The organism is Thermomonas sp., assembly GCF_029945965.1.
GTDB lineage: Bacteria > Pseudomonadota > Gammaproteobacteria > Xanthomonadales > Xanthomonadaceae > Thermomonas.
In genome coordinates this window covers 144,514-166,508 of record NZ_JAQSDO010000012.1, presented here as the reverse complement: position 1 = coordinate 166,508, position 21,995 = coordinate 144,514, and the positions used below count along the sequence as shown (strand labels likewise).

General features: G+C 63.4%; 27 protein-coding genes. 16 read left to right on the top strand and 11 right to left on the bottom strand.

Annotated elements, in window-relative coordinates:
* Positions 1-61 precede the first annotated feature (61 nt).
* The gene (locus tag PSV05_RS05865) at positions 62-799 is read left to right on the top strand and encodes an ABC transporter ATP-binding protein (RefSeq protein WP_300062882.1); all 738 of its coding nucleotides are present in this window, start codon (positions 62-64) and stop codon (positions 797-799) included.
* Positions 796-2,577 carry a putative ABC exporter domain-containing protein gene (locus PSV05_RS05860; protein ID WP_300062880.1) on the top strand — a complete coding sequence of 594 codons (1,782 nt, stop codon included), beginning with the start codon at positions 796-798 and terminating at the stop codon, positions 2,575-2,577. The genes PSV05_RS05865 and PSV05_RS05860 overlap by 4 nt, the downstream gene beginning before the upstream one ends.
* Positions 2,578-2,594: 17 nt before the next feature.
* On the opposite strand, the gene PSV05_RS05855 is transcribed toward PSV05_RS05860, so the two are convergent.
* On the bottom strand, positions 2,595-3,194 hold the full coding sequence (locus PSV05_RS05855; protein ID WP_300062877.1) for a DNA-3-methyladenine glycosylase I: 600 nt from the start codon (positions 3,192-3,194) through the stop codon (positions 2,595-2,597).
* Positions 3,195-3,355: 161 nt separating this feature from the next.
* Between PSV05_RS05855 and PSV05_RS05850 the strand changes: the two genes are divergently transcribed.
* The 6 genes from PSV05_RS05850 (at position 3,356) to PSV05_RS05825 (ending at position 7,849) form a co-directional block, all read left to right on the top strand.
* Positions 3,356-3,550 carry a hypothetical protein gene (locus PSV05_RS05850; protein WP_300062874.1) on the top strand — a complete coding sequence of 65 codons (195 nt, stop codon included), beginning with the start codon at positions 3,356-3,358 and terminating at the stop codon, positions 3,548-3,550.
* A gap of 122 nt (positions 3,551-3,672) precedes the next feature.
* Positions 3,673-4,785: a diguanylate cyclase gene (locus tag PSV05_RS05845; protein WP_300062871.1), complete on the top strand. Its 1,113-nt coding sequence runs from the start codon at positions 3,673-3,675 to the stop codon at positions 4,783-4,785.
* A gap of 48 nt (positions 4,786-4,833) precedes the next feature.
* Positions 4,834-5,607 (top strand): hypothetical protein, encoded by a 774-nt coding sequence (locus PSV05_RS05840; protein WP_300062868.1) that lies wholly within the window; start codon positions 4,834-4,836, stop codon positions 5,605-5,607.
* Positions 5,608-5,635: 28 nt separating this feature from the next.
* Positions 5,636-7,051, top strand: a complete 1,416-nt coding sequence (locus PSV05_RS05835; RefSeq protein ID WP_300062865.1) for an IgA Peptidase M64 — start codon at positions 5,636-5,638, stop codon at positions 7,049-7,051.
* A 198-nt stretch (positions 7,052-7,249) separates the two neighbouring features.
* A complete protein-coding gene (locus tag PSV05_RS05830) occupies positions 7,250-7,552 on the top strand; it encodes a hypothetical protein (protein WP_300062862.1) in 303 nt (100 codons plus the stop codon).
* A 39-nt stretch (positions 7,553-7,591) separates the two neighbouring features.
* Positions 7,592-7,849: a polysaccharide deacetylase gene (locus PSV05_RS05825; protein WP_300062859.1), complete on the top strand. Its 258-nt coding sequence runs from the start codon at positions 7,592-7,594 to the stop codon at positions 7,847-7,849.
* Positions 7,850-7,867: 18 nt separating this feature from the next.
* Here PSV05_RS05825 and PSV05_RS05820 read toward each other — a convergent pair whose 3' ends face one another.
* The 5 genes from PSV05_RS05820 to PSV05_RS05800 form a co-directional block, all read right to left on the bottom strand.
* Positions 7,868-8,764 (bottom strand): DNA ligase, encoded by an 897-nt coding sequence (locus PSV05_RS05820; RefSeq protein WP_300062856.1) that lies wholly within the window; start codon positions 8,762-8,764, stop codon positions 7,868-7,870.
* 123 nt (positions 8,765-8,887) lie between these two features.
* Complete coding sequence (locus PSV05_RS05815; RefSeq protein ID WP_300062853.1) at positions 8,888-10,147, bottom strand: FAD-dependent oxidoreductase; 1,260 nt, start codon at positions 10,145-10,147, stop codon at positions 8,888-8,890.
* The gene (locus tag PSV05_RS05810; protein ID WP_300062850.1) at positions 10,144-10,866 is read right to left on the bottom strand and encodes a hypothetical protein; all 723 of its coding nucleotides are present in this window, start codon (positions 10,864-10,866) and stop codon (positions 10,144-10,146) included. Before PSV05_RS05810 ends, PSV05_RS05815 begins: the two co-directional genes overlap by 4 nt.
* Before the next feature lie 50 nt (positions 10,867-10,916).
* Positions 10,917-11,975, bottom strand: coding sequence for a 3-oxoacyl-[acyl-carrier-protein] synthase III C-terminal domain-containing protein (locus tag PSV05_RS05805; RefSeq protein WP_300062847.1), 1,059 nt, complete (start codon positions 11,973-11,975; stop codon positions 10,917-10,919).
* An 88-nt stretch (positions 11,976-12,063) separates the two neighbouring features.
* On the bottom strand, positions 12,064-12,441 hold the full coding sequence (locus PSV05_RS05800; protein ID WP_300062844.1) for a YciI family protein: 378 nt from the start codon (positions 12,439-12,441) through the stop codon (positions 12,064-12,066).
* Positions 12,442-12,610: 169 nt separating this feature from the next.
* On the opposite strand from PSV05_RS05800, the gene PSV05_RS05795 reads away from it, so the two are divergent.
* The 4 genes from PSV05_RS05795 to PSV05_RS05780 are packed head-to-tail and all read left to right on the top strand — an operon-like array spanning position 12,611 to position 15,269.
* Positions 12,611-13,033 carry a YciI family protein gene (locus PSV05_RS05795; protein ID WP_300062841.1) on the top strand — a complete coding sequence of 141 codons (423 nt, stop codon included), beginning with the start codon at positions 12,611-12,613 and terminating at the stop codon, positions 13,031-13,033.
* A 47-nt stretch (positions 13,034-13,080) separates the two neighbouring features.
* On the top strand, positions 13,081-13,488 hold the full coding sequence (locus PSV05_RS05790) for a VOC family protein (protein ID WP_300062838.1): 408 nt from the start codon (positions 13,081-13,083) through the stop codon (positions 13,486-13,488).
* Between the two features lie 59 nt (positions 13,489-13,547).
* A complete protein-coding gene (locus PSV05_RS05785) occupies positions 13,548-13,952 on the top strand; it encodes a VOC family protein (protein ID WP_300062835.1) in 405 nt (134 codons plus the stop codon).
* A gap of 21 nt (positions 13,953-13,973) precedes the next feature.
* Positions 13,974-15,269 (top strand): RNA polymerase sigma factor, encoded by a 1,296-nt coding sequence (locus PSV05_RS05780; protein ID WP_300062832.1) that lies wholly within the window; start codon positions 13,974-13,976, stop codon positions 15,267-15,269.
* A gap of 24 nt (positions 15,270-15,293) precedes the next feature.
* Here PSV05_RS05780 and PSV05_RS05775 read toward each other — a convergent pair whose 3' ends face one another.
* The 5 genes from PSV05_RS05775 to PSV05_RS05755 all read right to left on the bottom strand — a co-directional run bounded on the left by PSV05_RS05775 (position 15,294) and on the right by PSV05_RS05755 (position 18,905).
* Positions 15,294-16,070, bottom strand: coding sequence for a LytTR family DNA-binding domain-containing protein (locus PSV05_RS05775; RefSeq protein ID WP_300062830.1), 777 nt, complete (start codon positions 16,068-16,070; stop codon positions 15,294-15,296).
* Positions 16,063-17,346 (bottom strand): histidine kinase, encoded by a 1,284-nt coding sequence (locus PSV05_RS05770; RefSeq protein ID WP_300062827.1) that lies wholly within the window; start codon positions 17,344-17,346, stop codon positions 16,063-16,065. The genes PSV05_RS05775 and PSV05_RS05770 overlap by 8 nt, the downstream gene beginning before the upstream one ends.
* A gap of 214 nt (positions 17,347-17,560) precedes the next feature.
* Positions 17,561-18,127, bottom strand: a complete 567-nt coding sequence (locus PSV05_RS05765) for a DUF3016 domain-containing protein (protein WP_300062824.1) — start codon at positions 18,125-18,127, stop codon at positions 17,561-17,563.
* Between the two features lie 71 nt (positions 18,128-18,198).
* Positions 18,199-18,498, bottom strand: coding sequence for a DUF3297 family protein (locus tag PSV05_RS05760; RefSeq protein WP_300062822.1), 300 nt, complete (start codon positions 18,496-18,498; stop codon positions 18,199-18,201).
* A gap of 80 nt (positions 18,499-18,578) precedes the next feature.
* A complete protein-coding gene (locus PSV05_RS05755; protein ID WP_300062819.1) occupies positions 18,579-18,905 on the bottom strand; it encodes a DUF6249 domain-containing protein in 327 nt (108 codons plus the stop codon).
* A gap of 152 nt (positions 18,906-19,057) precedes the next feature.
* On the opposite strand from PSV05_RS05755, the gene PSV05_RS05750 reads away from it, so the two are divergent.
* The 4 genes from PSV05_RS05750 to PSV05_RS05735 are packed head-to-tail and all read left to right on the top strand — an operon-like array spanning position 19,058 to position 21,932.
* Positions 19,058-19,636: a sigma-70 family RNA polymerase sigma factor gene (locus tag PSV05_RS05750; protein WP_300062816.1), complete on the top strand. Its 579-nt coding sequence runs from the start codon at positions 19,058-19,060 to the stop codon at positions 19,634-19,636.
* Entirely contained in the window at positions 19,633-20,073 is a 441-nt protein-coding gene (locus PSV05_RS05745) for a hypothetical protein (RefSeq protein WP_300062814.1), read from the top strand. Before PSV05_RS05750 ends, PSV05_RS05745 begins: the two co-directional genes overlap by 4 nt.
* Before the next feature lie 39 nt (positions 20,074-20,112).
* Positions 20,113-21,234, top strand: a complete 1,122-nt coding sequence (locus PSV05_RS05740; RefSeq protein ID WP_300062811.1) for a methyltransferase — start codon at positions 20,113-20,115, stop codon at positions 21,232-21,234.
* The gene (locus PSV05_RS05735) at positions 21,231-21,932 is read left to right on the top strand and encodes a pseudouridine synthase (protein ID WP_300062808.1); all 702 of its coding nucleotides are present in this window, start codon (positions 21,231-21,233) and stop codon (positions 21,930-21,932) included. The genes PSV05_RS05740 and PSV05_RS05735 overlap by 4 nt, the downstream gene beginning before the upstream one ends.
* Positions 21,933-21,995 lie beyond the last annotated feature (63 nt).

Below are 21,995 nucleotides of genomic sequence, written 5' to 3'. Positions count from 1 at the left end.
GGGCGTTGCACGCAGCAGCGATGTGCCTGCCCACTTCAAGCCATCATCGGAATGCGAACGAATGATCGAAGTCGAAAACCTCAGCAAGCGCTACGGACAGTTCACCGCCGTCGACGACCTGTCGTTCCGGGTCGGTGCCGGGCAAGTCCTGGGGCTGGTCGGGCCTAACGGCGCGGGCAAGACCACCACGCTGCGTTGCCTGGCCGGGATCATCCCGGCCACGTTGGGACATGCGCGCATCGGTGGTGTCGATGTCGCTGCCGATCCAGTCGCGGCCAAGCGCCAGCTGGCTTTCATCCCGGACGAGCCGCGTCTGTTCGACCATCTCACCGTCGAGCAGCACCTGAATTTCGTCGCGCGCCTGTATGGCGTGGCCGATTGGAAGGAACGGGCGCAGCCACTTCTCGATGAATTGGAAATGGGCGACAAGCGCAAATTGTTGCCTGCCGAACTGTCGCGCGGCATGAAGCAGAAGCTGGCGATTGCCTGCGGCCTGCTGCATGCGCCGAGCGTGGTGGTGCTGGACGAACCGCTGACTGGTTTGGATCCCTACGGCATCCGCCGGATGAAGAACAGCATGCGCCGGCTCGCTGCCGAGGGCGCAGCAATCATCCTCAGCTCGCACCTGCTGGATCTGGTCCAGGAAGTCTGCACCCACCTGCTGATCCTCAAGGATGGCCGCAAGCTGGCCGATGGTTCGGTGGCCGAGGTGCGCGCGCATTACGCGGTGGACGGCGAGGGCAGCCTGGAAGACGTGTTCTTCCGCGCCACCGGCGACACGGAAAGCGGTCGCTCGTGAGCGCGGCTGCACCAGCCAACCGGCTAGGCGCGGTGGTGGGCGCGTTCGTCTACCTGCAGGCGACGTCGCTCTACAACAACCTGCGCCAGCGCCTGCTGCGCCTGCGCCAACCCAAGTATCTGCTGGGTGCAGTGGCTGGCGCCGCTTATCTGTATGCCTTCGTATTCCGTCACATGTTCAAGGACGGGCACGCACGAACTGCATTTACGCCATCACCTGATGTGCTGGTCGATCTTTCCGCATTGGCCGCGATCGTGCTGGCGTTGTTCATGCTGGTGGACTGGCTGGTCTCGGGTGACGAGGCGAAGCTTGGATTCAGCGAAACCGAAATCGACTTCCTGTTCCCCGCGCCGCTCACCCGTACCACCCTCATCCAGTTCAACCTGTTGCGTTCGCAACTCGGGATCTTCTTTTCCGCGTTCCTGCTCGGCTTTCTGTTGCGCCGGGGCACCGCACTGAACGGCCACCCGCTGCAATACGCGATTGGCCTGTGGTTGCTGTTGTCGATGGCCAGGATGCACATGTTGGCGGGTTCTTTCACGCGTAATCGCCTGGCGGGTTTCGGCCTGCACAGCTGGCCGCGTCGGGTAGCTGTGGCGGGCATTGCACTGCTGGTGGTGTTCGCCTGCTGGTGGCCGATGCGCGCGCAGCTGCACTGGCCGGAAGCGAGTACGTGGTCTAGCCTGGATGCATTGCGTGCCTGGTTCCAGGGCATCGTCGGCACTGCGCCCCTGTCCTGGTTGCTGATGCCGTTCCATTGGGCGCTGGGGCCGATCTTCGCCAGCGATACGGCCGCCTTCCTGCGCGCGTTGCCGCCAGCGCTTGCATTGCTGGTCCTGCATTACGTTTGGGTCGTGCGTGCGCAGGTCTCATTCGAAGAAGCATCTATTGCCCATGCTGGCCGTCGTGCCAAGCGCGTGGCAGCGATGCGCGATGGCCGCATGCGCCAACGCCTGCCGACCAAGCCGCGCAGCGAACCATTCAAACTGGCGGCGAACGGGCTACCGCCACTGGCCTTCCTGTGGAAGGGGCTGATTGCAGCGGGGTCGATCTATCGCCTGCGCACATGGTTGGTTGCCTGCGTAGTCGTGTTCGCGGGTGTGCAGTGGCTTGCTGCGAATCCGCAAATGAAGCCCGCGCTGCTGGCGATCGGCGTGGCGGCCTCGATGATCGGCGGCTGGGGTTTGTTGATGGGGCCGATGCTGATGCAGCGCAGCCTGCAGCGCACGCTGGACTACCTGGACATTCTGAAGGCCACGCCATTGCGCGGCAGGCAGATCGCGATGGGCGAGCTGCTGACGCCGGCCACGATCATGATCTTCGGCATCTGGTTGTTGCTGCTGGTTGGCGTGCTGTCCTTCGTAGCTGCGGGCGGCAGGGACGAATTCACGCCTGGCGTGATCGCCACCGCAGGCGTCGGCGCGGCGCTGCTGGTGCCGCCGCTGTGCGGCCTGATGTTGTGCGTGCCATTCGCCGCCACGCTGTATTTCCCGGCGTGGGTGACGCCGCAGAAAAGCGGCAGTCGCGGCGTGGAGGTGATGGGCCAGCGCTTGATCTTCATGGCTGGATACATGCTGACCCTGGTCGTGGTCATGATTCCTGCCGTGTTAGTCGGTGGGCTCGGCTTCCTGCTGGCGAATTGGTTGGCGGGAATGGCCACGGGCCTGTTGGTGGCAGCGGCTTGCACCTGCGCGGTGCTCGCACTTGAGTTGAATTGGGCCGTGTCCCTGCTGGGCCGCCGCATTGATGGCTTCGATGTATCGCAGGAGTTGCGCTGAGCGACGGAATTGCGTGCCTACAGCTGTTTGCGCGCATCCGCCGCAATGCTGCGCACGAAGCAATCATGTTGATGATCGTTGACCAGGCCCATCGCCTGCATGAAGGCGTACATCGTGGTGGGGCCGACGAACTTCCAGCCACGTTTCTTCAGATCCTTCGATAACGCGATGGATTCCGGCGCCGTGGTGAAGCTGCGCAGCACATCAGCTGTGAGTTTTTTCGGACGCTTGCTGGTGTCCACTTCGAACTGCCAGAAATATTTCGCAAGTGAACCGAACTCGCCTTGCATCTCGATCGCGCGGCTGGCGTTGTGGATCACCGCTTCGATCTTGCCGCGATGGCGGACGATGCCGGCATCGGCCAACAATCGCTCGACATCGTTGGCGGTGTAGCGGGCAACCTTGTTGTAGTCGAAGCCATCGAACGCCACGCGGAAATTCTCGCGCTTGCGCAGGATGGTGATCCAGCTCAGGCCGGCCTGGAAGCCTTCCAGGCTGATCTTCTCGAACAGGCGGATGTCGTCGGTGACCGGCCGACCCCATTCGCGGTCGTGGTAGGCGTTGTAGATCTCGGAGCCGTCGGCCCAAAAGCAGCGGCGTATCGGTTTGGCAGTCACGAATATTCCTGATTACGTCAAGGATTTTTCCAGGCAGGTTAGCTGAACCATTGCCTACCCATTCCATTGAATGGGTCGGGGCCATGACTTCCTGCACATGTGACGGTCTGCGTAGTGTACTACATTACCAGCACACCAACACATTACAGCAGGAGAACGACATGTTTGCCATCAAGTCCCCACGCCCGAGCGCCTACGTCGAGCGCCGCCTGACCCCACGCCGTGGGGACGGTGGTGCCCAGTCGGCCCACATCCACCGCGAACGTGATTTTGGCGTTGGCTACGGCAACAGCAGCGGTTATGCCAGCAACCGCAGCTACGCCACGCCTGCAGCCGCCTACTTCCGCTGCCGTTGAGTCTGCACGGCAGGGCTGTAGCCGGACCTCCCCGCCGGCTGCCTCCCTGCCGTGATCTTTGTGAATTGACAGCAATGCCGTCGGGGTAGACTGGCGGCGTTCCTAGGGGAGGAGCGTGGTCGATGCCGGATTCGGTGACTGCCGATCCAGTCAACAACCTGCCAGGCCAGTCTTGGCTCGCGCAGGATGCGAATGCGCGGCGGGCCACGCTGACCCGCATCGTGGTGCGCATTTCCCGCGAAGCCCTGCAGGGCGAAGGTTTGCAGGCGATGCTGCAGGGCATTTGCGCCTGCATCGTGGCCGAGCTGCCGGTGGCCATTGCCAGCGTGATCCTGCTCAATGAAGAAAACACCCATTTCGTCAAAGAGGTTTACGCCGGCGAAATGACGCTGTCGCCGCTGGCGGCCACTGGTGAGTGGCCGGTTGGCCGCGGTGGTGCCGGGCGTTGCGCGCGCACTGGGCGAGCACAACTGATCCCCGACGTGGACGACGATCCGGATTACGTCCTTGGCAATTCCTATGTGCGTTCCGAATACCTGGTACCGATCCGCCACGGCCAGCGCCTGCATGGCGTGCTCAACCTCGAATCGAACCGCACCGATTTCTTCGATGCCGAATCCTGCGCGGTGTTCGATGCGGTGTCGTATCTTGTTGCCGCCGCGATCCACTTCGCGCGCATGGCCGATGAATTGCGGTTGGCCAACCGCAAGCTGGAACGCATCTCGATGAGCGACGGGTTGACCGGGATCGCCAACCGTCGCTGCTTTGACGAACGCCTGCAGGCCGATTGGGCCCGGCAGGCGGCCCGCAACGAGTCACTTGCGCTGTTGCTGGTCGATGCCGATGCATTCAAGCTGCTCAACGATGCCAGCGGACATCTATACGGCGACGAATGCCTGCGCGAGCTGGCGCGCGTCTGCGAAGGTTTTGCCGAGTCCGACCACGACCTGGTCGCGCGCTTCGGTGGCGAGGAACTGGTGCTGGTGCTGCCTGGCCGCAGCCTTGCGCAAGCCAGCGACGTGGCCGAGCGCCTGCGCGCCGCGGTGGAAGCGGTGGCAATGCCGCATCCGGATTCGCCAGTGTCTGCGCACGTGACCATCAGTATCGGTGTCAGTGCACTGGTGCCGAACGCGACCCAGCCACCGGAAACGCTGGTGGCGATGGCCGACCGCGCGCTGTATTCGGCCAAGCTGCAGGGCCGCAACCGCGTGCAGGTGTACGTGCCGGGGCGATAGACAGCATCATCGCCAAGTCGGTCGCCATCGTGCGGCAAGGGGACGGACATGCGGGTTCCACGATTCACCCAGCGCTTGCGTGAGCACGACTGGACGGCGGCGCTGATCGAGTTGGTCATCGTCATCGCCGGCATCCTGATCGCGCTGCAGGTCAGCAACTGGAACCAGGATCGGATCGATGCCGCGCGTGGCCAGCGCTATACCAAGCGCATCCATGACGATGTGCAGGCTGACATCCAGAACATGGCCAAGGCCCGTGCGTTCTGGAAGATGGTCGCCGGCTTCGGCAAGCAAGCCCTGGCCCACGGCGAAGATGGCACCCTGGTGGATGGTTCGCCGTGGAAAACTGCGCTTGCGTACTACCAGGCGAGGCAGATCCTGCCATTCGAGCTGGACGACACCACGTTCAACGAATTGCGCGATGCCGGCGACCTCGGGCTGATCGAGGATGAGGACCTGCGCTGGGGACTGTCGAGCTATTACCGCGCCACCGGCGCGGGCGTGACTGCGGAAATCCTGCGTCACAACCCGGCCTACCGCGTGCAGATTCGCAGCCTTGTTCCCGCCGAGGTGCAGGACTACATCTGGGCCAAGTGCTTCCGCCAATTGGGCGGTGTGGACCAGGAACTGCTCGATTGCCCATCACCCATTCCGGATGCGCAGGCGAACACGCAGCTTGCCAGCCTGAGCGACAACCAGACGCTGCAGCAGAACCTGCGCTACTGGTATGTGTGGCTGGGGGTCAGCGACAAGGTGCTGGATTCCACCGATGCCGCCGCCCAGGCCCTGTCCGCCAAGACCTTGCTGTCCACGCATCGCTAGGCGCTGCGGACCCCCAACGGAGAACACCATGCGCCTGTCCACACTTCTGTCGATGATCGCGTTGATATTGATGGCATCGATGCCCGCCATCGCTGCCACGCCGCCCACGCTGCGCGTCGATATCCAGCACAGCGGCGATGCCAAGGTCGAGCACTACGCACTGGACCGCGTGGTGGTCGAACCGCTGCCGTGGCCGGGCAATCCAGACCAGCCGCTCGATGCAACCAATCGCGGTTCGCAGAAGTTCGAAGTGGCCGATGCCGCGACTGGCAAGCAGCTGTATTCACGTGGCTACGCCACCATCTTTGGCGAATGGCGCAGCACCGACGAGGCGCAGGCCACCCAGCGCAGCTTCCAGGAATCGTTGCGGTTCCCGATGCCGACCGCGCCGGTAAAGATCACGGTGTATGGACGTGATGCCGCCAATGCATTCGCGCCCTCGTGGTCGGTGACCGTGGATCCGGACGCACTCGACATCGATCGCGTAGCGCAGCCAGCACCAGCAATGCCGATTGCCATTCGCCACAACGGCGATTCAGCGCACAAGGTTGATCTGTTGTTGCTCGGCGATGGCTACACCGCAGCAGAGATGCCCAAGTTCGAACAACGCGCGCGTGCACTCGCCGATCGCCTGTTCAGCGTGTCACCCTTCAAGGAACGCGCAGCGGATTTCAATGTGTGGGCCTTGGCGGTGCCGACGCCGGAATCCGGGGTCAGCCGCCCGTCCACCGGTATCCACCATGCGTCCTCGACCGGTGCGCGCTACGACATCTTCGGCAGCGAGCGCTACATCCTGACCCTGGACAATCGCGCCTTCCGCGAACTCGCGCAGTACGCGCCGTATGATTTCGTCGAAATCATGGTCAATGGCCAGACCTATGGCGGTGGCGGGATCTTCGGCCAGTTCAGCACCGTGGCCGCCGACAATGACTGGCGCGACTATGTGTTCGTGCACGAGTTTGGCCATCACTTCGCTGCGCTGGCCGACGAGTACTACACCTCGCCAGTCTCCTATGCCGCCGCTGACAAGCCCACGGTTGAACCGTGGGAACCGAACGTGACCGCGTTGCTGAATCAACACAACCTGAAATGGAAACGCACGCCGACCAGCCTGGTGGTGCCATTGCCCACGCCGTGGCCGAAGGCGGAGTTTGAAACCTACGAACGTGGCATCCAGGCACGTCGTGCCAAGTTGCGCGCGGACCGGCGCCCGGAAGCGGAAATGAGCGCGCTGTTCCATGAGGAGCAGCAGCATGTCGATGCGATGTTCGTCAAGGCGAAATATCGCGATGCGGTCGGCGCGTTCCAGGGTGGAAACTACTCGGCGACCGGGTATTACCGCCCGCAACTGCAATGCATGATGTTCACTCGTTCCGACGCGTTCTGCAGCGTTTGCCAGGATTCGATCTCGGACATCATCGACCTGTACAGCCAGACGCACTGATGGCTGGCACAGCAAGCCGTGCAAGCATGACCTCCGATCCGTGCGGAATGCGCATTGCATTAGCCGCGATGCTGTTATGCGTCGCTTCAATAGCGGCCGCGCAACAGCCAACACCTGATCGCCGCATCGCGGTCACGATTGACGATCTGCCGTGGCAGCGCATCGGGGTCACGTCCGATACGAATCTGCAAGCGCGGCATGCAGCCACGCTGGTTTCGCCACCCTTACTTGCGCGCCGGTCGCACCCAGGCTGACAAGGCGGAAATTCGCGATTTCCTGGCGAAGCATGGTTATCGCGTCGCACCGGTCACGGTGGACAACGGCGAATGGGTCTGGAACTTCGCGTACGAGAACGTGCTCGATGGCAGCAGCGGACACGATGGCGATGGTCCAAACGATGGGCCTGTCGATGTCGCTTCACGACAGGACACGCTACGTCGACTGCGCGAAGGTTACGTGCCGTACATGCTCAACAAGGTCGACTATTACGAGCGCCAGTAGCAGGCATTGCTTGGGTACGCGCTGCCGCAGGTTTGGCTGATGCATGCCAATGCATTGAATGCAGCCAGCTATGTCGAACTGATTGCCGGCGTGCGTCGCCGTGGGTATCGCACGATCACGCTCGACGAAGCCCTGCGCGACCCGGCTTATGCACGGCCGGATGGATATGAAGGCCGCTACGGTCCCAGTTGGCTGCATCGCTGGGCGATGGCGGAGAAAAAACCGAAGGACTTCTACGCCGGTGAACCCGTGGTGCGGCAGTGGGTATTGGACCTGGCCGGGGTCGATTCCGAATAGGACGCCAGCCGCATGGATTCAACGCGTGGCGACCGATGCCGCATCAGCATGCATGCGCTGGTAACGCGCGAAGCGTGGCGTGCCCTTCGCGGTGAGTCCGTTGTAGCGGAACGTGACCATGGAACCAATCGGCGGTGGTCGCGTGCGGTCGGCATCGCGCAAGCCGCTGCCGAGTGCGAAGCGTCGACCATGCGCATCTTCGACCAGCAGCGCGCCGACCATGCCGGCGTACTTGCCCTTGCCCGGACGGTAGCCGACTACACGCGCTTCGGCATCGTCCCAGCGTTTGTATTTCAGTAGCTCATCGGTGCGGCCAGGGCGGTAATGGGCGAAGGCGTAGTGCAGCATCAGGCCCTCGCCACGGCCCGCCACCACCGCATCCAGACGCGCATCGAGTTGCGCACGGTCGGTGAGGTGAACCTGCGCGATGCGTTGCAATTGCGGCAGTGCGGCCCGCCTGACCAGGTCGCGCAACGCGCGTGTGCGGGTGGCGAAAGGTTGTGGGGATGTCGGCAGATCAAAGGCCATGAAGTGCACCTGTCGCCATGCCGAGGTATCGGGTTGCAGCGCGCGCACCAGATCGCTGACTTGCTGGAATTGCCCGCGGCCAATCCACAACTCACCTTCGATGGCCTGTGCCGGCCAGCCGGCCGTGAACCATGCAGGTGCATCGATACGATTGCCCGCTCGGGTCAGCAGTTGCCGGCCATCCCAGCGTGCACGCACGCCGTCGAGTTTCTCGCTGACCAGGTAGCTGGCGATGTCGATGTCGGGATGGAAGCCGGTTGCCAGCATCGGCGCCGGCATCGGTGCTACTGCAACATGCAGTAGCGTGCGCGTCAGGGTTTCGGCGTTGGCCGGGAATGCCGCAGGTGGCAACAGCAACAGGGCGAGCAGGGCGGTGCGCAGTTCCATCGCGGTGGTCCGGGTGGCGTGACATGCAGCTTCGCCGAATCAAGGCTTGGTGGCAGTCGGTGCATTGTCCCGGACACTGTCGGGAATTCCCTTGTCCACGTTCAGGATTAGTGCCGCGCCGAACTACAGGCCAGTACCGCATTGGTACCGCGCAGGCATTGCTGATTGCCGCACCTTGCCGGCGATGCGCGCGCCTCTGGTCAACAGGCCAGGCCATCGTTGCAGCAAGGGCAGCAGTGGAGCCGCTGCGCGCGGACGCATCGCCAGGTGCGCGCATACGGCAGCGAAGCGCAGGCGTGGCGCGAAATTCGCCCGCCATGTACGCGCATAACTCGACCCCACGGATGACCACGTTGGCCGCATTTCAGACGACGCCGGAGTTTTCGTGCGATGTGCAATGAGCCGATCCGAAAGTAACCATGCGGACTGGATCGCCATGCTCATGCCTTCGCCCAGGATCGGGTGCGCTTCGCCGGCCGCATTGCCGATGGCGAATTGACCATCACCCAGCGCCGCCTCGCGGATGCCGGGCTGCAAGGGTCCGACCGCAAGCCAGCTTCCAGCCAATTCGGCGCCGTCCAGCACGTCCTCCACGCCAGCGCAGCAGGCCCGAACATATGCGAACGCAGCTTCGGCTGCACTGCTGCCGGCATGTGCAGTGCGCGCCCGTTGCAGGCCATCGCGACGGATACAGAACGCCAGCGTCACCAGGCCGTGGTCGCCCAGCACCATGCCGCCGTAGCCGCCGGGAAACGCCAGCACCGGTAGCAAGCCGGGTTCGATGCGTGCATTGCGCCATGTCGATTTGAAGGCCAGCAGGTCGCCATCGCGATGCGGCGGTCTGCGCGCGGCATCTGCCTGCATGCCTGCGCGCGGGGCGGGTTCCCATGAACCATGCGCATGGATCAGCACCGGTGCATGCAGCTCGAGATCTGCGTGCTCACCCGCGCGCGCCAACGTGCAGCGATGCAGCTCGCCGTCGGCATCGTGTTGCTTGACCGCCCACGGTTGCAAGACGTGCACCCCAAGCGCACCAGCGCGCGCCAGCAGCAGTGTGTCCAGATGCTCGCGGCCCAAGGCACGGCCCCATCGATGTCGTGCGTGGGTCATCGGCGGCAACGGCGCGATGATCTTGCGCTGCCCGACAAACAAGCCGACCCGCTGCAGGCCCGGGCCGGCAAGCGCATCGACGTCCTCACCGATGCCAAGTGCATCCAGCAATGGCAGGTTGGATGCGGCGATGCATTCGCCGCAAACCTTGCGACGCGGGAACTCGCGCTTCTCGACGATGGCCACCGACCAGCCGGCGCTTGCCAGGCGAATCGCTGCCGTGCTGCCGGCGGGGCCGGCGCCAATGATGATCGCATCGAAGGCCTTGCTCATGTGCGCACCGCGACCAGGCGATGACCGAACAAACCGGCCGCATGTTCCCGAAGATCCCATGCCGCATCGCTGGGCCAGCCTTGGCTCAAGTCCTGATCGGCGAAACCGGCGCGCACGCTGACAACGGCGTCATGGCGGGTGACCGCATTGCAGCCGATCACGCCGAGCAAGCGGCTGCCCAGCAATGCGAACGACGAGCGGCGCGGCTCCACGCATATGAAGGCACGCGCGCGTGCGGCGATGCCATGCAGCAATTCGGACAGGTGTTGGCCTTCGAAGTGATGCAGGAACAGGTTGGCGACGATGATCGGAGCCTCGTCGGTATTGACATCGGCATTTGAATTTGTCGGCGTGTCGCGCAGCCAGTCGAAGACATCGGCATGGACGACGTTCGCCGCCCAACCGAGTTCGCCATATCTTGCCAATGTTGCCGGTGCGACGATCGGTTGCATGTCCAGCAAGTCCAGCGTGACTGGAGGCCACGCGTTTGCACGCGAACGGGCGAGGCGCAGCAACAGACTGCCATCGCCCGCGCCCAGTTCAACGATGCGTGCGTGATTGCGGCCAGCAATCAGCGGGTCGAGGGCCTCGCCCAGCAAACGCGTCGCGGACATCAGCACGTTGATCCGGCGCAGGTCGTCACGCGAACGGATCGCGCGCGGGTCATCGGCAGGCAGGTGGTCCAGCCACTCCGGTTGCACCACGCGCGCCATGTTCATGTGAGGTGACTCATGCGATACCACTCACGCGCGAATGCTCACGCACGTCCTTACGCCACGTCCAGCAACGCGCCGTGGCTGCTGAAGCCGGCACCGAATGAGGCCAGCCACCAATGACCACCTGGCTCGTCGGCGGCAAGCGCGGCCTGCAACACGAAATAGACGAACGCACTGCTGAGATTGCCGTAATCGCGCAGGATATCGGCGCTATGCCGGATATCAGTGTCGGAGAGCGATAAGCGCTTGCACAGCGCGGCAAGCACATCGCGGCCACCGGCATGCCAGATCCAACCGGTGATGTCGGTGCGTTGCAGGCCTTCGGCATTCAGTACTTCATCAAGCACGCGCGGCGCGTAGGTCGCGGCCAGCCCCGGTACCTCGCGGGTCAGGATATTGCGCAGCAGGCCGCCACGTTGCTCGAAACGCAAAGCATCGCGCTGCGATGGATCCATGATCGATGCCGCGCGCACCCAGCGCACGCTGCGCTTGCCTTCGACTGGCGTTGCCGACAGGACTGCTGCGCCAGCACCGTCGCCGAACAGGCAAGCGCTGATCAGCACGCCGATGTCGTTGTCCAGGTACATCGCCGCGCTGCTGACTTCCACGCAGATCGACAGCACCCGCGAACACCGGCCCGACGCGATCAGGGCCTCGCCGGTGCGCAGGTTTGGCAGGGCCGCGCCGCAGCCTTGGCCGACCAGGTCCAGGGCCATCACATCGCTGCGCAAGCCTAGTGACTCGGTGACGTAACTGCTAAGCGCCGGGCACAGGTAGCCGGTGCAGGTGCTGACGATCACCGCATCGATGTCGCTCGCCTGCATTCCGGCATCTGCCAGCGCGCGCGTCGCAGCCTGCGCTGCCAATGCCGGTGCATATGCCTGGAAACGCGCATGCAAGGTGTCCGGATCGATCGAGAAGACCTCGTCGAGCGTACCTACTGCAAGGTATCGGGCATCAATGCCGTTATCGCGTGAGAGCACCAGTTCTGTGACCATCCGCGCACGACGATCCAGGCGGTCGAACCATAGGGACGCTTTGAACGAGTCCCAGCAGTCGGCTTTCGTATAGCGCCATTCAGGGTGCGCGGTGCCCAAGCCTACGATGTACATGCCACCTCGATTCAATGTCGGGCGGCGTACCCGGGAGTCGTGATTTTAAGTGATGCTGGTGAAGCCAGTGTCAGCGCGGGCGTCGACTTCAGGTGGCGCCGACCCGATCGCGCACGGCCTGCGTGTCGCGCACCGGGCGCACTTCAATACTGCCGAAGCGCGCCCATGGGAACTGCTGGGCGATCTGCATCGCCGCGTCCATCGAATCGGCTTCGATCAGGTTGAAGCCGGCCAGGAACTCTCGTGTTTCGGCGAACGGGCCGTCGGTCACGCGGCTGATGCCATCGCGCACGCGCAAGGTCTTGGCGGTCTCGGGAGCTTCCAGCTGTTGCGAACCATGCAGGCAGCCGTCTTGCTGCAGGGCATCGGCTTTCTCGAAACAACCGCGCATCAGGCGGTCGAACTTGGCGTCCGGCAGGTCGGCCATCAACGTCGGGTCGATGTGGATCAGGGTCAGGTATTGCATCGCGGGCTCCGCATCGCACACTTCAGGACGCCGATCATGCACGCACCGGGTATCGAGCTCAAATCTTGATGTCGAAATAATTTGCATGGGCCTGTCGATCCCGGCCGCACCCATTCGTCGTCATCTCTGAAAGCGGCAAAAATGCTGTGCCGCGATGCAGGAGAACGACATGAAAGTCATGGTGATGGTCAAGGCCACCGTGGAGTCCGAAGCCGGCGTGATGCCGACGCAGGAATTGCTGGAAGCGATGGGCAAGTTCAACGAAGATCTGGTCAATGCCGGGGTGATGCTGGCCTGTGAAGGCCTGCATCCGAGTTCACGTGGCGTGCACATCGCGTTCGATGGTGCGCAGCGCCGGATGATCGACGGCCCGTTCACCGAAACCCGCGAGCTGGTCGCCGGATTCTGGCTGTGGCAGGTGCGCTCGCTGGACGAGGCGATCGAATGGGCGAGGCGCTGCCCGAACCCGATGCCAGGCCCGTCCGAAATCGAGATCCGCCCGCTCTTCGAAGCCGAGGACTTCGGCGAAGAATTCACCCCGCAACTGCGCGAGCAGGAAGATCGCCTGCGCGAACGCATCGGCAACAACTGATCGTTCAACTCAAGGCCAACTCATGGCCAAACCCAAGGAGAACCACCATGCAACTGGTCGCTTACCTCAACTTCCCCGGCAGCGCCCGCGAGGCCATGGATTTCTACGCCGCGGCACTCGGTGGCACTGTCACCCAGCGTTTCACCTACGGCGAGTCGCCGATGGCCGAGCAATGCGGCCCGGCGTCGGCGGACAAGATCATGCATTCACAAGTTGGGGCTGGCAGCGCGATGCTGATGGGCGCCGATGGCCCGCCCCCTCACGAGGCCGGCAGCACCACCATCAACATCATGCCGGACACGCCGGAAGAAGCCGAACGCATCTTCCACGCGCTGGCCGAAGGCGGGACCATCACCATGCCGCTGGAAGAGACGTTCTGGGCGCATCGCTTTGGGGGTATCAAGGACAAGTACGGAAAGGGCTGGATGGTCAATTGCCTGAAGCACATGCCGTAACCGATCTTTCATCTCCAATCCTCCAAATCCGCTTTTCCACATCCACTCAGGACATCACCATGCCCCGCAACCTTTATGTCAGCCTGCCCGTCAAGGACCTGGAACGCTCGGTGGAGTTCTTCGCCGCGCTCGGTTTCTCGTTCAACCCGAAGTTCACCGACGAAAACGCCGCATCCCTAATCATCAATGACAATACCGGCGTGATGCTGCTTGTCGAGTCATTCTTCACGACCCTGACCACCAAACCGATCATCGATGCGCGCATCGGCACCGAGGTACTACTGGCAATCTCGGTGGACAGTCGCGAGGCGGTGGATGCACTGGTGGCCAAGGCGATCACCGCCGGCGGGTCCGCGCCAGGCGAAGCCAAGGACTACGGCTTCATGTACGACCACGGCTTCGAGGACCTGGACCACCATCAGTGGGGTGTGTTCTGGATGGACGAATCGCAGATGCCGGGGTGATGATTGCCCGCAATGCAAGCAATGATGCCCGCCGACACTCGCCCTGACGCGATCCATCGGACCCTCGACACGCTGTGGCGAATGGAATCGCCGCGGCTGCTGGCGCGCATCGCGCGCATCACCGGCAGTCTCGATGTAGCCGAGGAACTGGCGCAGGACGTCTTGCTGGGCGCGTTGGAGCGATGGCCACGCGATGGCCTGCCAGACAAGCCGGCGGCGTGGCTGATGACTGCGGCCAAGCATCGCGCCATCGACCACCTGCGCCAGCGCGCGCTGCACGCACGCAAGCAGAATGAATTCGGCATCGAACTCGAACTGCACGGAGCCGACATGCAGGGCGACGACGCACAACGGCTGGCGGACGACGATATTGGCGACGACCTGTTGCGTCTGCTGTTCGTCGCCTGCCATCCGGCGTTGCCGATGGAATCAAAGGTCGCATTGACCCTGCGCCTGCTCGGCGGTTTGAGCACGGCGGAAATCGCGCGCGCGTTCCTGCAGGCCGAGCCGACCGTGGCCCAACGTATCGTGCGCGCCAAACGCACGCTGGCGAAGGAGCAGGTGGCGTTCGAGGTGCCTCGTAAGGCCGAACTGCCGGAGCGGCTGGACGCGGTTCTCGAGGTGGTCTACCTGGTGTTCAACGAAGGCTACGCGGCGACCAGTGGCGATGACTGGATGCGGCCGGCGCTATGCGAGGAAGCGCTGCGGCTGGGACGGGTGCTGGCCGGGCTGTTGCCGACCGAGCCCGAAGTGCTGGGTCTGCTCGCACTGATGGAACTGCAGGCCTCGCGGATGCCGGCACGCACCCAGACCGATGGCACGCCGATCCTGTTGCCGGAACAGAATCGTGCGCGTTGGGATCGGTTGCAGATCCAGCGCGGACTTGCAGCACTCGATCGCGCGCAACGCCTGGGTGGCGGCGGCGGTATATATGCGCTGCAAGCCGCGATTGCCGCTTGCCATGCACGCGCGCTGCGGATGCAGGACACCGACTGGCCGCGTATCGCCGCCCTGTATGCGCAACTGGCGCAAGTGCTGCCGTCGCCCGTTGTCGAACTCAACCGTGCGGTGGCCGTGAGCCGCGCGCAGGGTGCGCAGGCCGGTCTGGCCATCGTCGATGCCTTGGTCGACGTACCTCAACTGCGTGACTACGCACCATTGCCGGCGGTGCGTGGCGATTTGTTGCAGCAGTTGGGTCGTCTCGATGAAGCCCGCGAGGCCTTTATTCGTGCCGCAACGTTGACCGGCAATGCACGCGAGCGCGAGGTGCTACAGGCGCGCGCCGATGCATGCGCCGGCATGCCACCATCAGGGTGATGCCGCTGCCGCAACGCGCAGCGCTCACATGTTCCGGAACAAGGTCATGAACGGCACGCTGACGGTCAGGGTTTCGGGGCGATTCTTCAGGCGCATGATGCCGCGGCCGGCGTCGTCACGGGTGATCCCGGCGATTGCCTTGAGATTCACGATTGTAGAGCGATGAATCTGCTTGAAGCTGGCCGGGTCCAGCACCGCAACCAGCTCCTTGATCGGCGTGCGCAACAACGCTTCGCCCTCGGCGGTGACTACGGTGGTGTATTTGTTGTCGGCGCGGAAATAGGCGACTTCATCAATCAGGATCAACCGGGTTTCCTTGCCGGCGCTGGCGGTGATCCAGGTCAGCGGTTCGCGCGCTTCGTTCGCGCGCGACGTCGCGCCCAGGTGTTCGATCAATGCGATAAGCGTCGCCGCATCCGGATTGCCGCTACGCGCCTGCAGGCGTTCGATCGTGGCGGCCAGGCGTTCGGGATGGACCGGTTTGAGCAGGTAATCGATCGCGCCGCGTTCGAATGCGTCGATGGCGTACTGGTCATAGGCGGTGACGAATACGATCTGCGTGCGCGGGCTGGCCTGCACGGCGGCGGTGGCGACTTCCAGGCCGGTCAGGCCGGGCATGCGGATGTCGAGGAAGGCGATGTCCGGGGTGTATTCGGCCAGTGCTTCCACCGCGCTGGCGCCGTCCTCGCATTCGGCCAGCACCTGCAGTTCCGGCCATGACGCGCGCAACTGGTCGATGAGCGCTTGCCGCAGCAAGGACTCGTCTTCGGCAACGATGCAGGTGCGTACGAGTTCAGACATCGTCATGGCTCTTTATGGAGGCGTTGTTGTTAGCTGATTCCGCGCCAACTGCCGGAACCGTGATCGTGGCAGCGATGCCAGTCGGGAAATTGGCGATCACCGCCAGCGCAGCCTTGCCACCGAACATCAGGCGCAGGCGTTCACGCACGTTCTTCAGGCCGATGCCGGTACCGCTGTTCTTGGTGTTCAGGCCTTCGCCATCGTCCGCGACCGTGACTGCAACCATGCCGTCCTCGCCACGGCGCGCGCGGATCCACACGGTACCGCCGCCGGTGCGTGGTTCCAGTCCGTGCTTGATCGCGTTTTCGACCAGGGTCTGCAGCATCATTGGCGGCAGGGGGGTGGCGCGCAGGTTGTCTGGTATGTCGACCTGCACCGACAGGCGATCGCCCATGCGGATCTTGAGGATTTCCAGATAGGCCAGCGCGCGTTCCAGTTCGGTGCCGAGCTGCGACATCGCATCATCGGCATCCGGCAATGAGTTGCGCAAAAACTGGATCAGGTGGCCAAGCATCTGTTCCGCGCGAACCGGGTCACTTTTCGTCAACAGCTGTGCGCTGGCCAGGGTGTTGTAAAGGAAATGGGGTTCCACCTGCGCATGCAACCGGCTCAGCTTGGCGACAGTGAGTTCCTTTTCGGTTTCGGTTTGCGCGGCGCTGGCTTGCTCGCCACGGCGACGATCGGCGACGCGACGACTGATGGCGCGGGTGATCGCCTCGGCGTTCTCGTAGTTGGTGCCATCATCGACCAGGAACCAATCGCTCCAGGCCGGGTTCTCGGGTTCGCAGATCAGCAGCACGCTGCCGGCGTCGTGGCCGGGGGTGACCGTGGCCAGGATCTGGTTGCGCGTGACCCCGAACCACAGCAGCGGGTTATAGCGACGCAGTGGTGGCTCCCCATACGTGCGCGGGCGGCTGAGCTTGGCGCGGATCTGCAAGCTGTCGCGCGCGCTTTCGACTTGTTCGATGCGCGGTAGTTCGCGGATCGCGGCATCCAGCAAGTCGAAGGCTTCGCCGGCTTCGAACGGGATCTCGATTTGCCGGCGTTGGCGGTTGTCGAGCGCGCCATTGTCGATGTGCCCGGCGATCAGCCGCACCCGCTTGAGATGCGAGAACGCGCCGGTGATCACCAACGCCATGGTGGCCATGCCGGCCAGCACCATCGGGAATTCCCAATCGCCAATCAGTGGCAGGCTGGAATACAGCGAAGCGACCAGCAGGACGGCCAAGCCCCAGGCAAGGGTGATGCGCAGGACGAAGAACGCGCTCTTGATCATGGTGACGCCTGTATACGACTTGATTGCAGGCGAGCATAGCGGGGCGTTTGCGGCCACGCGCCCGCCATGCGATGGAAGCGACCATGCGCCGATGGAATGGGTGGCGATGGTGATGGTCGCCGTGCAAGCCGCGATGGAATCGCATTGTGGCGCCGGGCCAGCAATATGAAAGCCGCCATGACGGTGGCTTTCCAAACTCTGTGGACTTGCTGAATCAGCGCGAAGCGATGTCCAGTTCGCGGCGCAGCCACGTATCTATCATGCGTTTCTCGTAACGCAGCGGATCGGTGCTGTTTATCGGACTGGCATGGAGCAGGAAGGCCAGGTCGGTCAGCTTGCGTTCGCCTTCGGCAAGTACCGCGCCATTGGCATCCACGCGGCGGAACTGCACTGTCATACGTGGCGGGTATTGGTCGCGGATGATGCGGACGTTCTGCATGTCGATGCTATGCCACGGTTCGTACTGGCCGGCCCGATCAATGTCGACGATGGTCAGGTCAAGATGTTCCCCCGGCGCCAGCTCCTGCTGCGCGCGTTTGCGCATGTATTGCGCCAGCTCCTGCAGCCAGTTGCCTTCGGAGGCCGCCCAACGGTTGCTGCTCAGGCGCACCTCGGTGAATGTTGCCGGGTCGTTCCAGTGCACGCTGACCGGGCCGGATTCCGGCAGGGCGCGCGGCGCATCGGCGGCCAGCATGCCGGTCGCGCCGGTGGATGCGCAGCCGGCCAGGGCAAACAACAAGGCCGCTGAGAGTGAGAGGGACAGGCCGTGATGGGTACGCATGGCGGACTCCTCAGCTTGGAAGGCTCTAGTCTGCGCCGGCGAGGATGTACCTGACGGCAACCGTCCGCGGATCAGTCAGCCGGTGTTTCGGCTTCGCCGTCATTGCCATCGACCAGGAACCAGGCCTCGACCTTGCCCTTCAGCTTCATCGTCATCGGCTGGCCGCGACGGTTCAGCGACTTGCCGACCGGCACGCGCACCCAGCCTTCGCTGATGCAGTACTCGTCGACGTTGTGGCGTTCCACGCCATTGAAGCGGATGCCGATGCCGCGTTCCAGCACGGACGGATCATGGAACTTGCTGCGTGGATCGTTCGACATGTGGTCGGGCGGGCTGCCCTGATTAGGAGTGTTCTGGTCTTGATCGGACATCGGAATGCTGCCGGCTTGCGGGGCCGACAGCATACCGGGATGTGTCTTTTCAATCAGCTGATGGAATCAGCTGCACGCGATCAGCCCAACTTGCGCGACAGCGCGTAGAAGGCCAGGTTGCCCAGCCCCAGCGAACCGACCAGCAGGGCGATCACGCCAGGATTGACCTCGGTCCAGCCAGCGCCCTGGACGATGCCGAAGCCGATGGCCAAGGCCACCATGGTGATGCCCCAGCGCAGCGAGGACAGGCGGCGGTTGGTTTCGTCGTTGGCCATGATCGACTGCACCAATTCCGGGGAACCATTGCTGCTGACCAGTTGCTTGCGGACGCGTGAATCCATTACGACCTTGATGGCATAAGTGATGCAGATGAAAAAGGTGATCGGGATCAGCAGTTCGAAGTTCATGGGAAATCCTTTGTCGTGGTGTGATGCGGTGCGCTTGTATTTGCCGTTCGGGCAAAGAGATACGGCGGGGGCGCACCCGGTTGCAGCTGACCCGTAAATGATTTCTGCCCGATGCTTGCAACCGATTCCGCCTTGGGCGTATCTGATGTTGGATGGATGCCACTCCGGACCTTGACCGCAGGCTTGTCGAAGCCGTGCTCGCCAATCGTGCGGGTGCGTTCGAACAGCTGGTGCGTGAGTACCAAGGTCTGTGTTGGCACGTGATCCAGCGCATGGTGCGCCATCCTGAAGACACCCGTGAGCTGTGCCAGGAAGCCTTCCTGCGCGTGCATCGTTACTTGCACCAATACCGCTTCGACAGTCCGCTGAAATCGTGGATCGGGCAGATCGCTTACTCGGTTGCGTGCCGGCACCTGGAGCGCAAGCGCATTCCGTTGGCCGAAGCGGCTGAGGATACTGACGGCCTGTCCCTGCTCGACAACATCGGTGATGGCCACGACCTACAGGCTGTGCATGCGCAGGGCGAGGACGAACGCGAGCTGCATGCTGCGATCGAGGCGCTACCACCGATGCAACGCATGGTGCTGACCCTGTATCACCTGGAAGAACTGCCTATTGCCGAGATCGCCACGATCACCGGCATGGCTGAAGGCACCATCAAAAGCCACCTGTTCCGCAGCCGCAAGCATTTGCGCGAGATACTCAGCCCGCGTATCGGAGTTGCCGCATGACCCATCGACCGAATTTTCCCGATTACGAGGAAGCCCAATGGCAGGCGCAAGAGCATGCGCGTCTGGCCGTTCGCGAGGGCACCGCCGATGCCGATGCCAGTGACCTGCGTGTCGCGCGTGCATTGCGGCAAGCGCCGCCCATCGGCTTGCCTATCGATTTCGCAGCGCAGGTGGCAGGGCTTGCACGCGTGCAGGCCACGAACAACTCGCTGTTCGAGCAGCGCCTGCTGCGCGGGCTGTCGGTGCTGTTCGGCCTGTCGGCGCTGGTCACCGTGGCCTGGTTTGGTCGCAGTTGGCCAGCCGATCTCGCGGCGATCCTGCCGGGCGGCAGCGAAGCGGCCAGCTGGAGCATGGCGGCAGGCCTGTGCGTGCTCGGTAACTGGGCGCTTACCCTGCTGCGCCGCAAGCACGAAGAACGTGATGCCGCATCGACCTGAGGCGTGCCTGTCTGTCCTGCACATCGTTAAACTTCGCGGATGTCATATACATCACGCGATATCGCCCTAGATGCCCTGTTCTACCCGTTCAGCGCCGGCCTGCTGCAATGGCCGGCCGATGGCGTGTTATTCCTGCGTGGTCGCGAAGGCGCGGCCCTGCATGCGCAGCGTGGCGACGGAATGGTCGGCACCCAGCCGTTCAAGCCGGAAGCCGTACGGCTGACCCGGATCGGCATCGACCTGATTGACGAAGACGCCCTGCCGCCCGGGAAATTTCCACTGGTACTGGTGCTGCCCCCGCGCCAACGCGAGGAAGCGCGTGCGCTGCTGGCCAAGGCCTGTGCAGCGGTCGCCGAGGGTGGCGTCGTCGTCGTGTCAGTGTCGAATGACGAAGGCGCGAAATCACGCGAGGCCGACCTGAAGCAATTGGCTGGCTCGGTTTCCCTGGTCAGCAAGCACCATTGCCGCGTGTTCTGGACCGCGCCCGACGCCGCCATCGATACGGCGTTGCAGGCGCAATGGGCATGCGGTGACGTGCCGCGTCGGATCGCATCGCCCGATGTGCCCGGCGACGGATTCCAGACCCGGCCTGGCGTGTTCGCCTGGGATCGGGTGGATGCGGCATCGGCGATGCTGGCTTCTGCGCTGCCAAACGACGTCCGTGGACGCGTTGCCGATTTCGGCGCGGGTTGGGGTTACCTCGCTTTGCAGGTCATGGCGCGCTGCCCGCAGGTCACGTCGCTGGATCTTTACGAGGCCGATGCGCGCGCATTGGCGCTGGCCGATGCCAACCTTGCCGACGCACCTGGCTCAGAACGGAAAGTCCCAGTGCATTTCCATTGGCAGGATGTCGCGGCCGGTGTGGCCGAGCGCTTCGATGCCATTGTCTGCAATCCGCCATTCCATGCGCTTGGTCGTGGCGACCGACCTGACATCGGCCGCGCCTTCATCGATGCCGCAGCGCAGGCGCTGAATCCGGGTGGCCGGCTGTGGCTGGTCGCCAACCGGCATCTTCCCTACGAACAGGCCTTGGCAGACGGTTTTGCCGACGTGGCCATCGTCGCCCAACAAGGTGGTTTCAAGATCGTGCAGGCGACGAAAGCGGCGGCTGCACGGGCTGTACAGGTACGTGCCCCCAAGTCGACTCGGAACAGGCGATGAAACTGCTCAAGCACATCGCCAATCTGGGCTACGGCAGTCGCAAGCAGGTTGCCTGGTTGTTCCGCGAAGGCCGCATCACCGATGCCGCCGGGGAGGTCCTGTATGCCGACGACACGCCGACTCACGACGAGATCCGCGTCGATAGCGAGCCACTGGATCCGGCGCCCGGCATCCTAGTGATGCTGCACAAGCCGCTCGATGTGACCTGTTCCAAGAAGGATCGGGGGCGGGTGGTGTTCGACCTGCTGCCGCCACGATTCCGCCTGCGCGATCCGGTGCTGTCCACGGTTGGCCGGCTCGACCGCGACACGTCGGGCTTGCTGTTGCTCACCGACGACGGTCTGTTGTTGCACCGGATCATTTCGCCGAAATCAAAACTGCCAAAGGTGTATCTGGCAACGTTGGCGCAGGACCTGCGTGGCGATGAAGTCGCGAACTTCGCCAATGGCGGTCTTATGCTGGAAAGCGAGAAGACGCCGCTGTTACCGGCGGAGCTTGAAGTGCTCGGCCCGCGTGAGGCGCGCTTGACCCTGCACGAAGGCCGCTACCACCAGGTGCGACGGATGTTCGCCGCGGTCGGCAACCATGTCGATGCGCTACACCGCGAACGGATTGGTGGGCTCGATCTTGGCGATCTTGTCGAAGGCCAATGGCGGATGCTGGGTGAAGCGGAGCGAGAGGGGTTGTTCGGCTCTTGATGTTGTATAGAGTCGCGGTGGGAATTCATGCGTGTGAGGTCCCGCTTGCCATGGCTGCGGAAA

Bases quoted from the DNA above. Each gene is read 5' to 3' on its own strand.
- PSV05_RS05840 (WP_300062868.1), top strand. From the start codon at position 4,834: ATGCGGGTTCCACGATTCACCCAGCGCTTGCGTGAGCACGACTGGACG.
- PSV05_RS05845 (WP_300062871.1), top strand. From the start codon at position 3,673: ATGCCGGATTCGGTGACTGCCGATCCAGTCAACAACCTGCCAGGCCAG.
- PSV05_RS05765 (WP_300062824.1), bottom strand. From the start codon at position 18,127: ATGCGTACCCATCACGGCCTGTCCCTCTCACTCTCAGCGGCCTTGTTG.
- PSV05_RS05810 (WP_300062850.1), bottom strand. From the start codon at position 10,866: ATGAACATGGCGCGCGTGGTGCAACCGGAGTGGCTGGACCACCTGCCT.
- PSV05_RS05775 (WP_300062830.1), bottom strand. From the start codon at position 16,070: ATGTCTGAACTCGTACGCACCTGCATCGTTGCCGAAGACGAGTCCTTG.
- PSV05_RS05800 (WP_300062844.1), bottom strand. From the start codon at position 12,441: ATGCAATACCTGACCCTGATCCACATCGACCCGACGTTGATGGCCGAC.
- PSV05_RS05760 (WP_300062822.1), bottom strand. From the start codon at position 18,498: ATGTCCGATCAAGACCAGAACACTCCTAATCAGGGCAGCCCGCCCGAC.
- PSV05_RS05790 (WP_300062838.1), top strand. From the start codon at position 13,081: ATGCAACTGGTCGCTTACCTCAACTTCCCCGGCAGCGCCCGCGAGGCC.
- PSV05_RS05750 (WP_300062816.1), top strand. From the start codon at position 19,058: ATGGATGCCACTCCGGACCTTGACCGCAGGCTTGTCGAAGCCGTGCTC.
- PSV05_RS05740 (WP_300062811.1), top strand. From the start codon at position 20,113: ATGTCATATACATCACGCGATATCGCCCTAGATGCCCTGTTCTACCCG.
- PSV05_RS05865 (WP_300062882.1), top strand. From the start codon at position 62: ATGATCGAAGTCGAAAACCTCAGCAAGCGCTACGGACAGTTCACCGCC.
- PSV05_RS05850 (WP_300062874.1), top strand. From the start codon at position 3,356: ATGTTTGCCATCAAGTCCCCACGCCCGAGCGCCTACGTCGAGCGCCGC.
- PSV05_RS05780 (WP_300062832.1), top strand. From the start codon at position 13,974: ATGATGCCCGCCGACACTCGCCCTGACGCGATCCATCGGACCCTCGAC.
- PSV05_RS05830 (WP_300062862.1), top strand. From the start codon at position 7,250: ATGCAGCCACGCTGGTTTCGCCACCCTTACTTGCGCGCCGGTCGCACC.
- PSV05_RS05825 (WP_300062859.1), top strand. From the start codon at position 7,592: ATGCATGCCAATGCATTGAATGCAGCCAGCTATGTCGAACTGATTGCC.
- PSV05_RS05820 (WP_300062856.1), bottom strand. From the start codon at position 8,764: ATGGAACTGCGCACCGCCCTGCTCGCCCTGTTGCTGTTGCCACCTGCG.
- PSV05_RS05755 (WP_300062819.1), bottom strand. From the start codon at position 18,905: ATGAACTTCGAACTGCTGATCCCGATCACCTTTTTCATCTGCATCACT.
- PSV05_RS05770 (WP_300062827.1), bottom strand. From the start codon at position 17,346: ATGATCAAGAGCGCGTTCTTCGTCCTGCGCATCACCCTTGCCTGGGGC.
- PSV05_RS05745 (WP_300062814.1), top strand. From the start codon at position 19,633: ATGACCCATCGACCGAATTTTCCCGATTACGAGGAAGCCCAATGGCAG.
- PSV05_RS05735 (WP_300062808.1), top strand. From the start codon at position 21,231: ATGAAACTGCTCAAGCACATCGCCAATCTGGGCTACGGCAGTCGCAAG.
- PSV05_RS05785 (WP_300062835.1), top strand. From the start codon at position 13,548: ATGCCCCGCAACCTTTATGTCAGCCTGCCCGTCAAGGACCTGGAACGC.
- PSV05_RS05815 (WP_300062853.1), bottom strand. From the start codon at position 10,147: ATGAGCAAGGCCTTCGATGCGATCATCATTGGCGCCGGCCCCGCCGGC.
- PSV05_RS05795 (WP_300062841.1), top strand. From the start codon at position 12,611: ATGAAAGTCATGGTGATGGTCAAGGCCACCGTGGAGTCCGAAGCCGGC.
- PSV05_RS05835 (WP_300062865.1), top strand. From the start codon at position 5,636: ATGCGCCTGTCCACACTTCTGTCGATGATCGCGTTGATATTGATGGCA.
- PSV05_RS05805 (WP_300062847.1), bottom strand. From the start codon at position 11,975: ATGTACATCGTAGGCTTGGGCACCGCGCACCCTGAATGGCGCTATACG.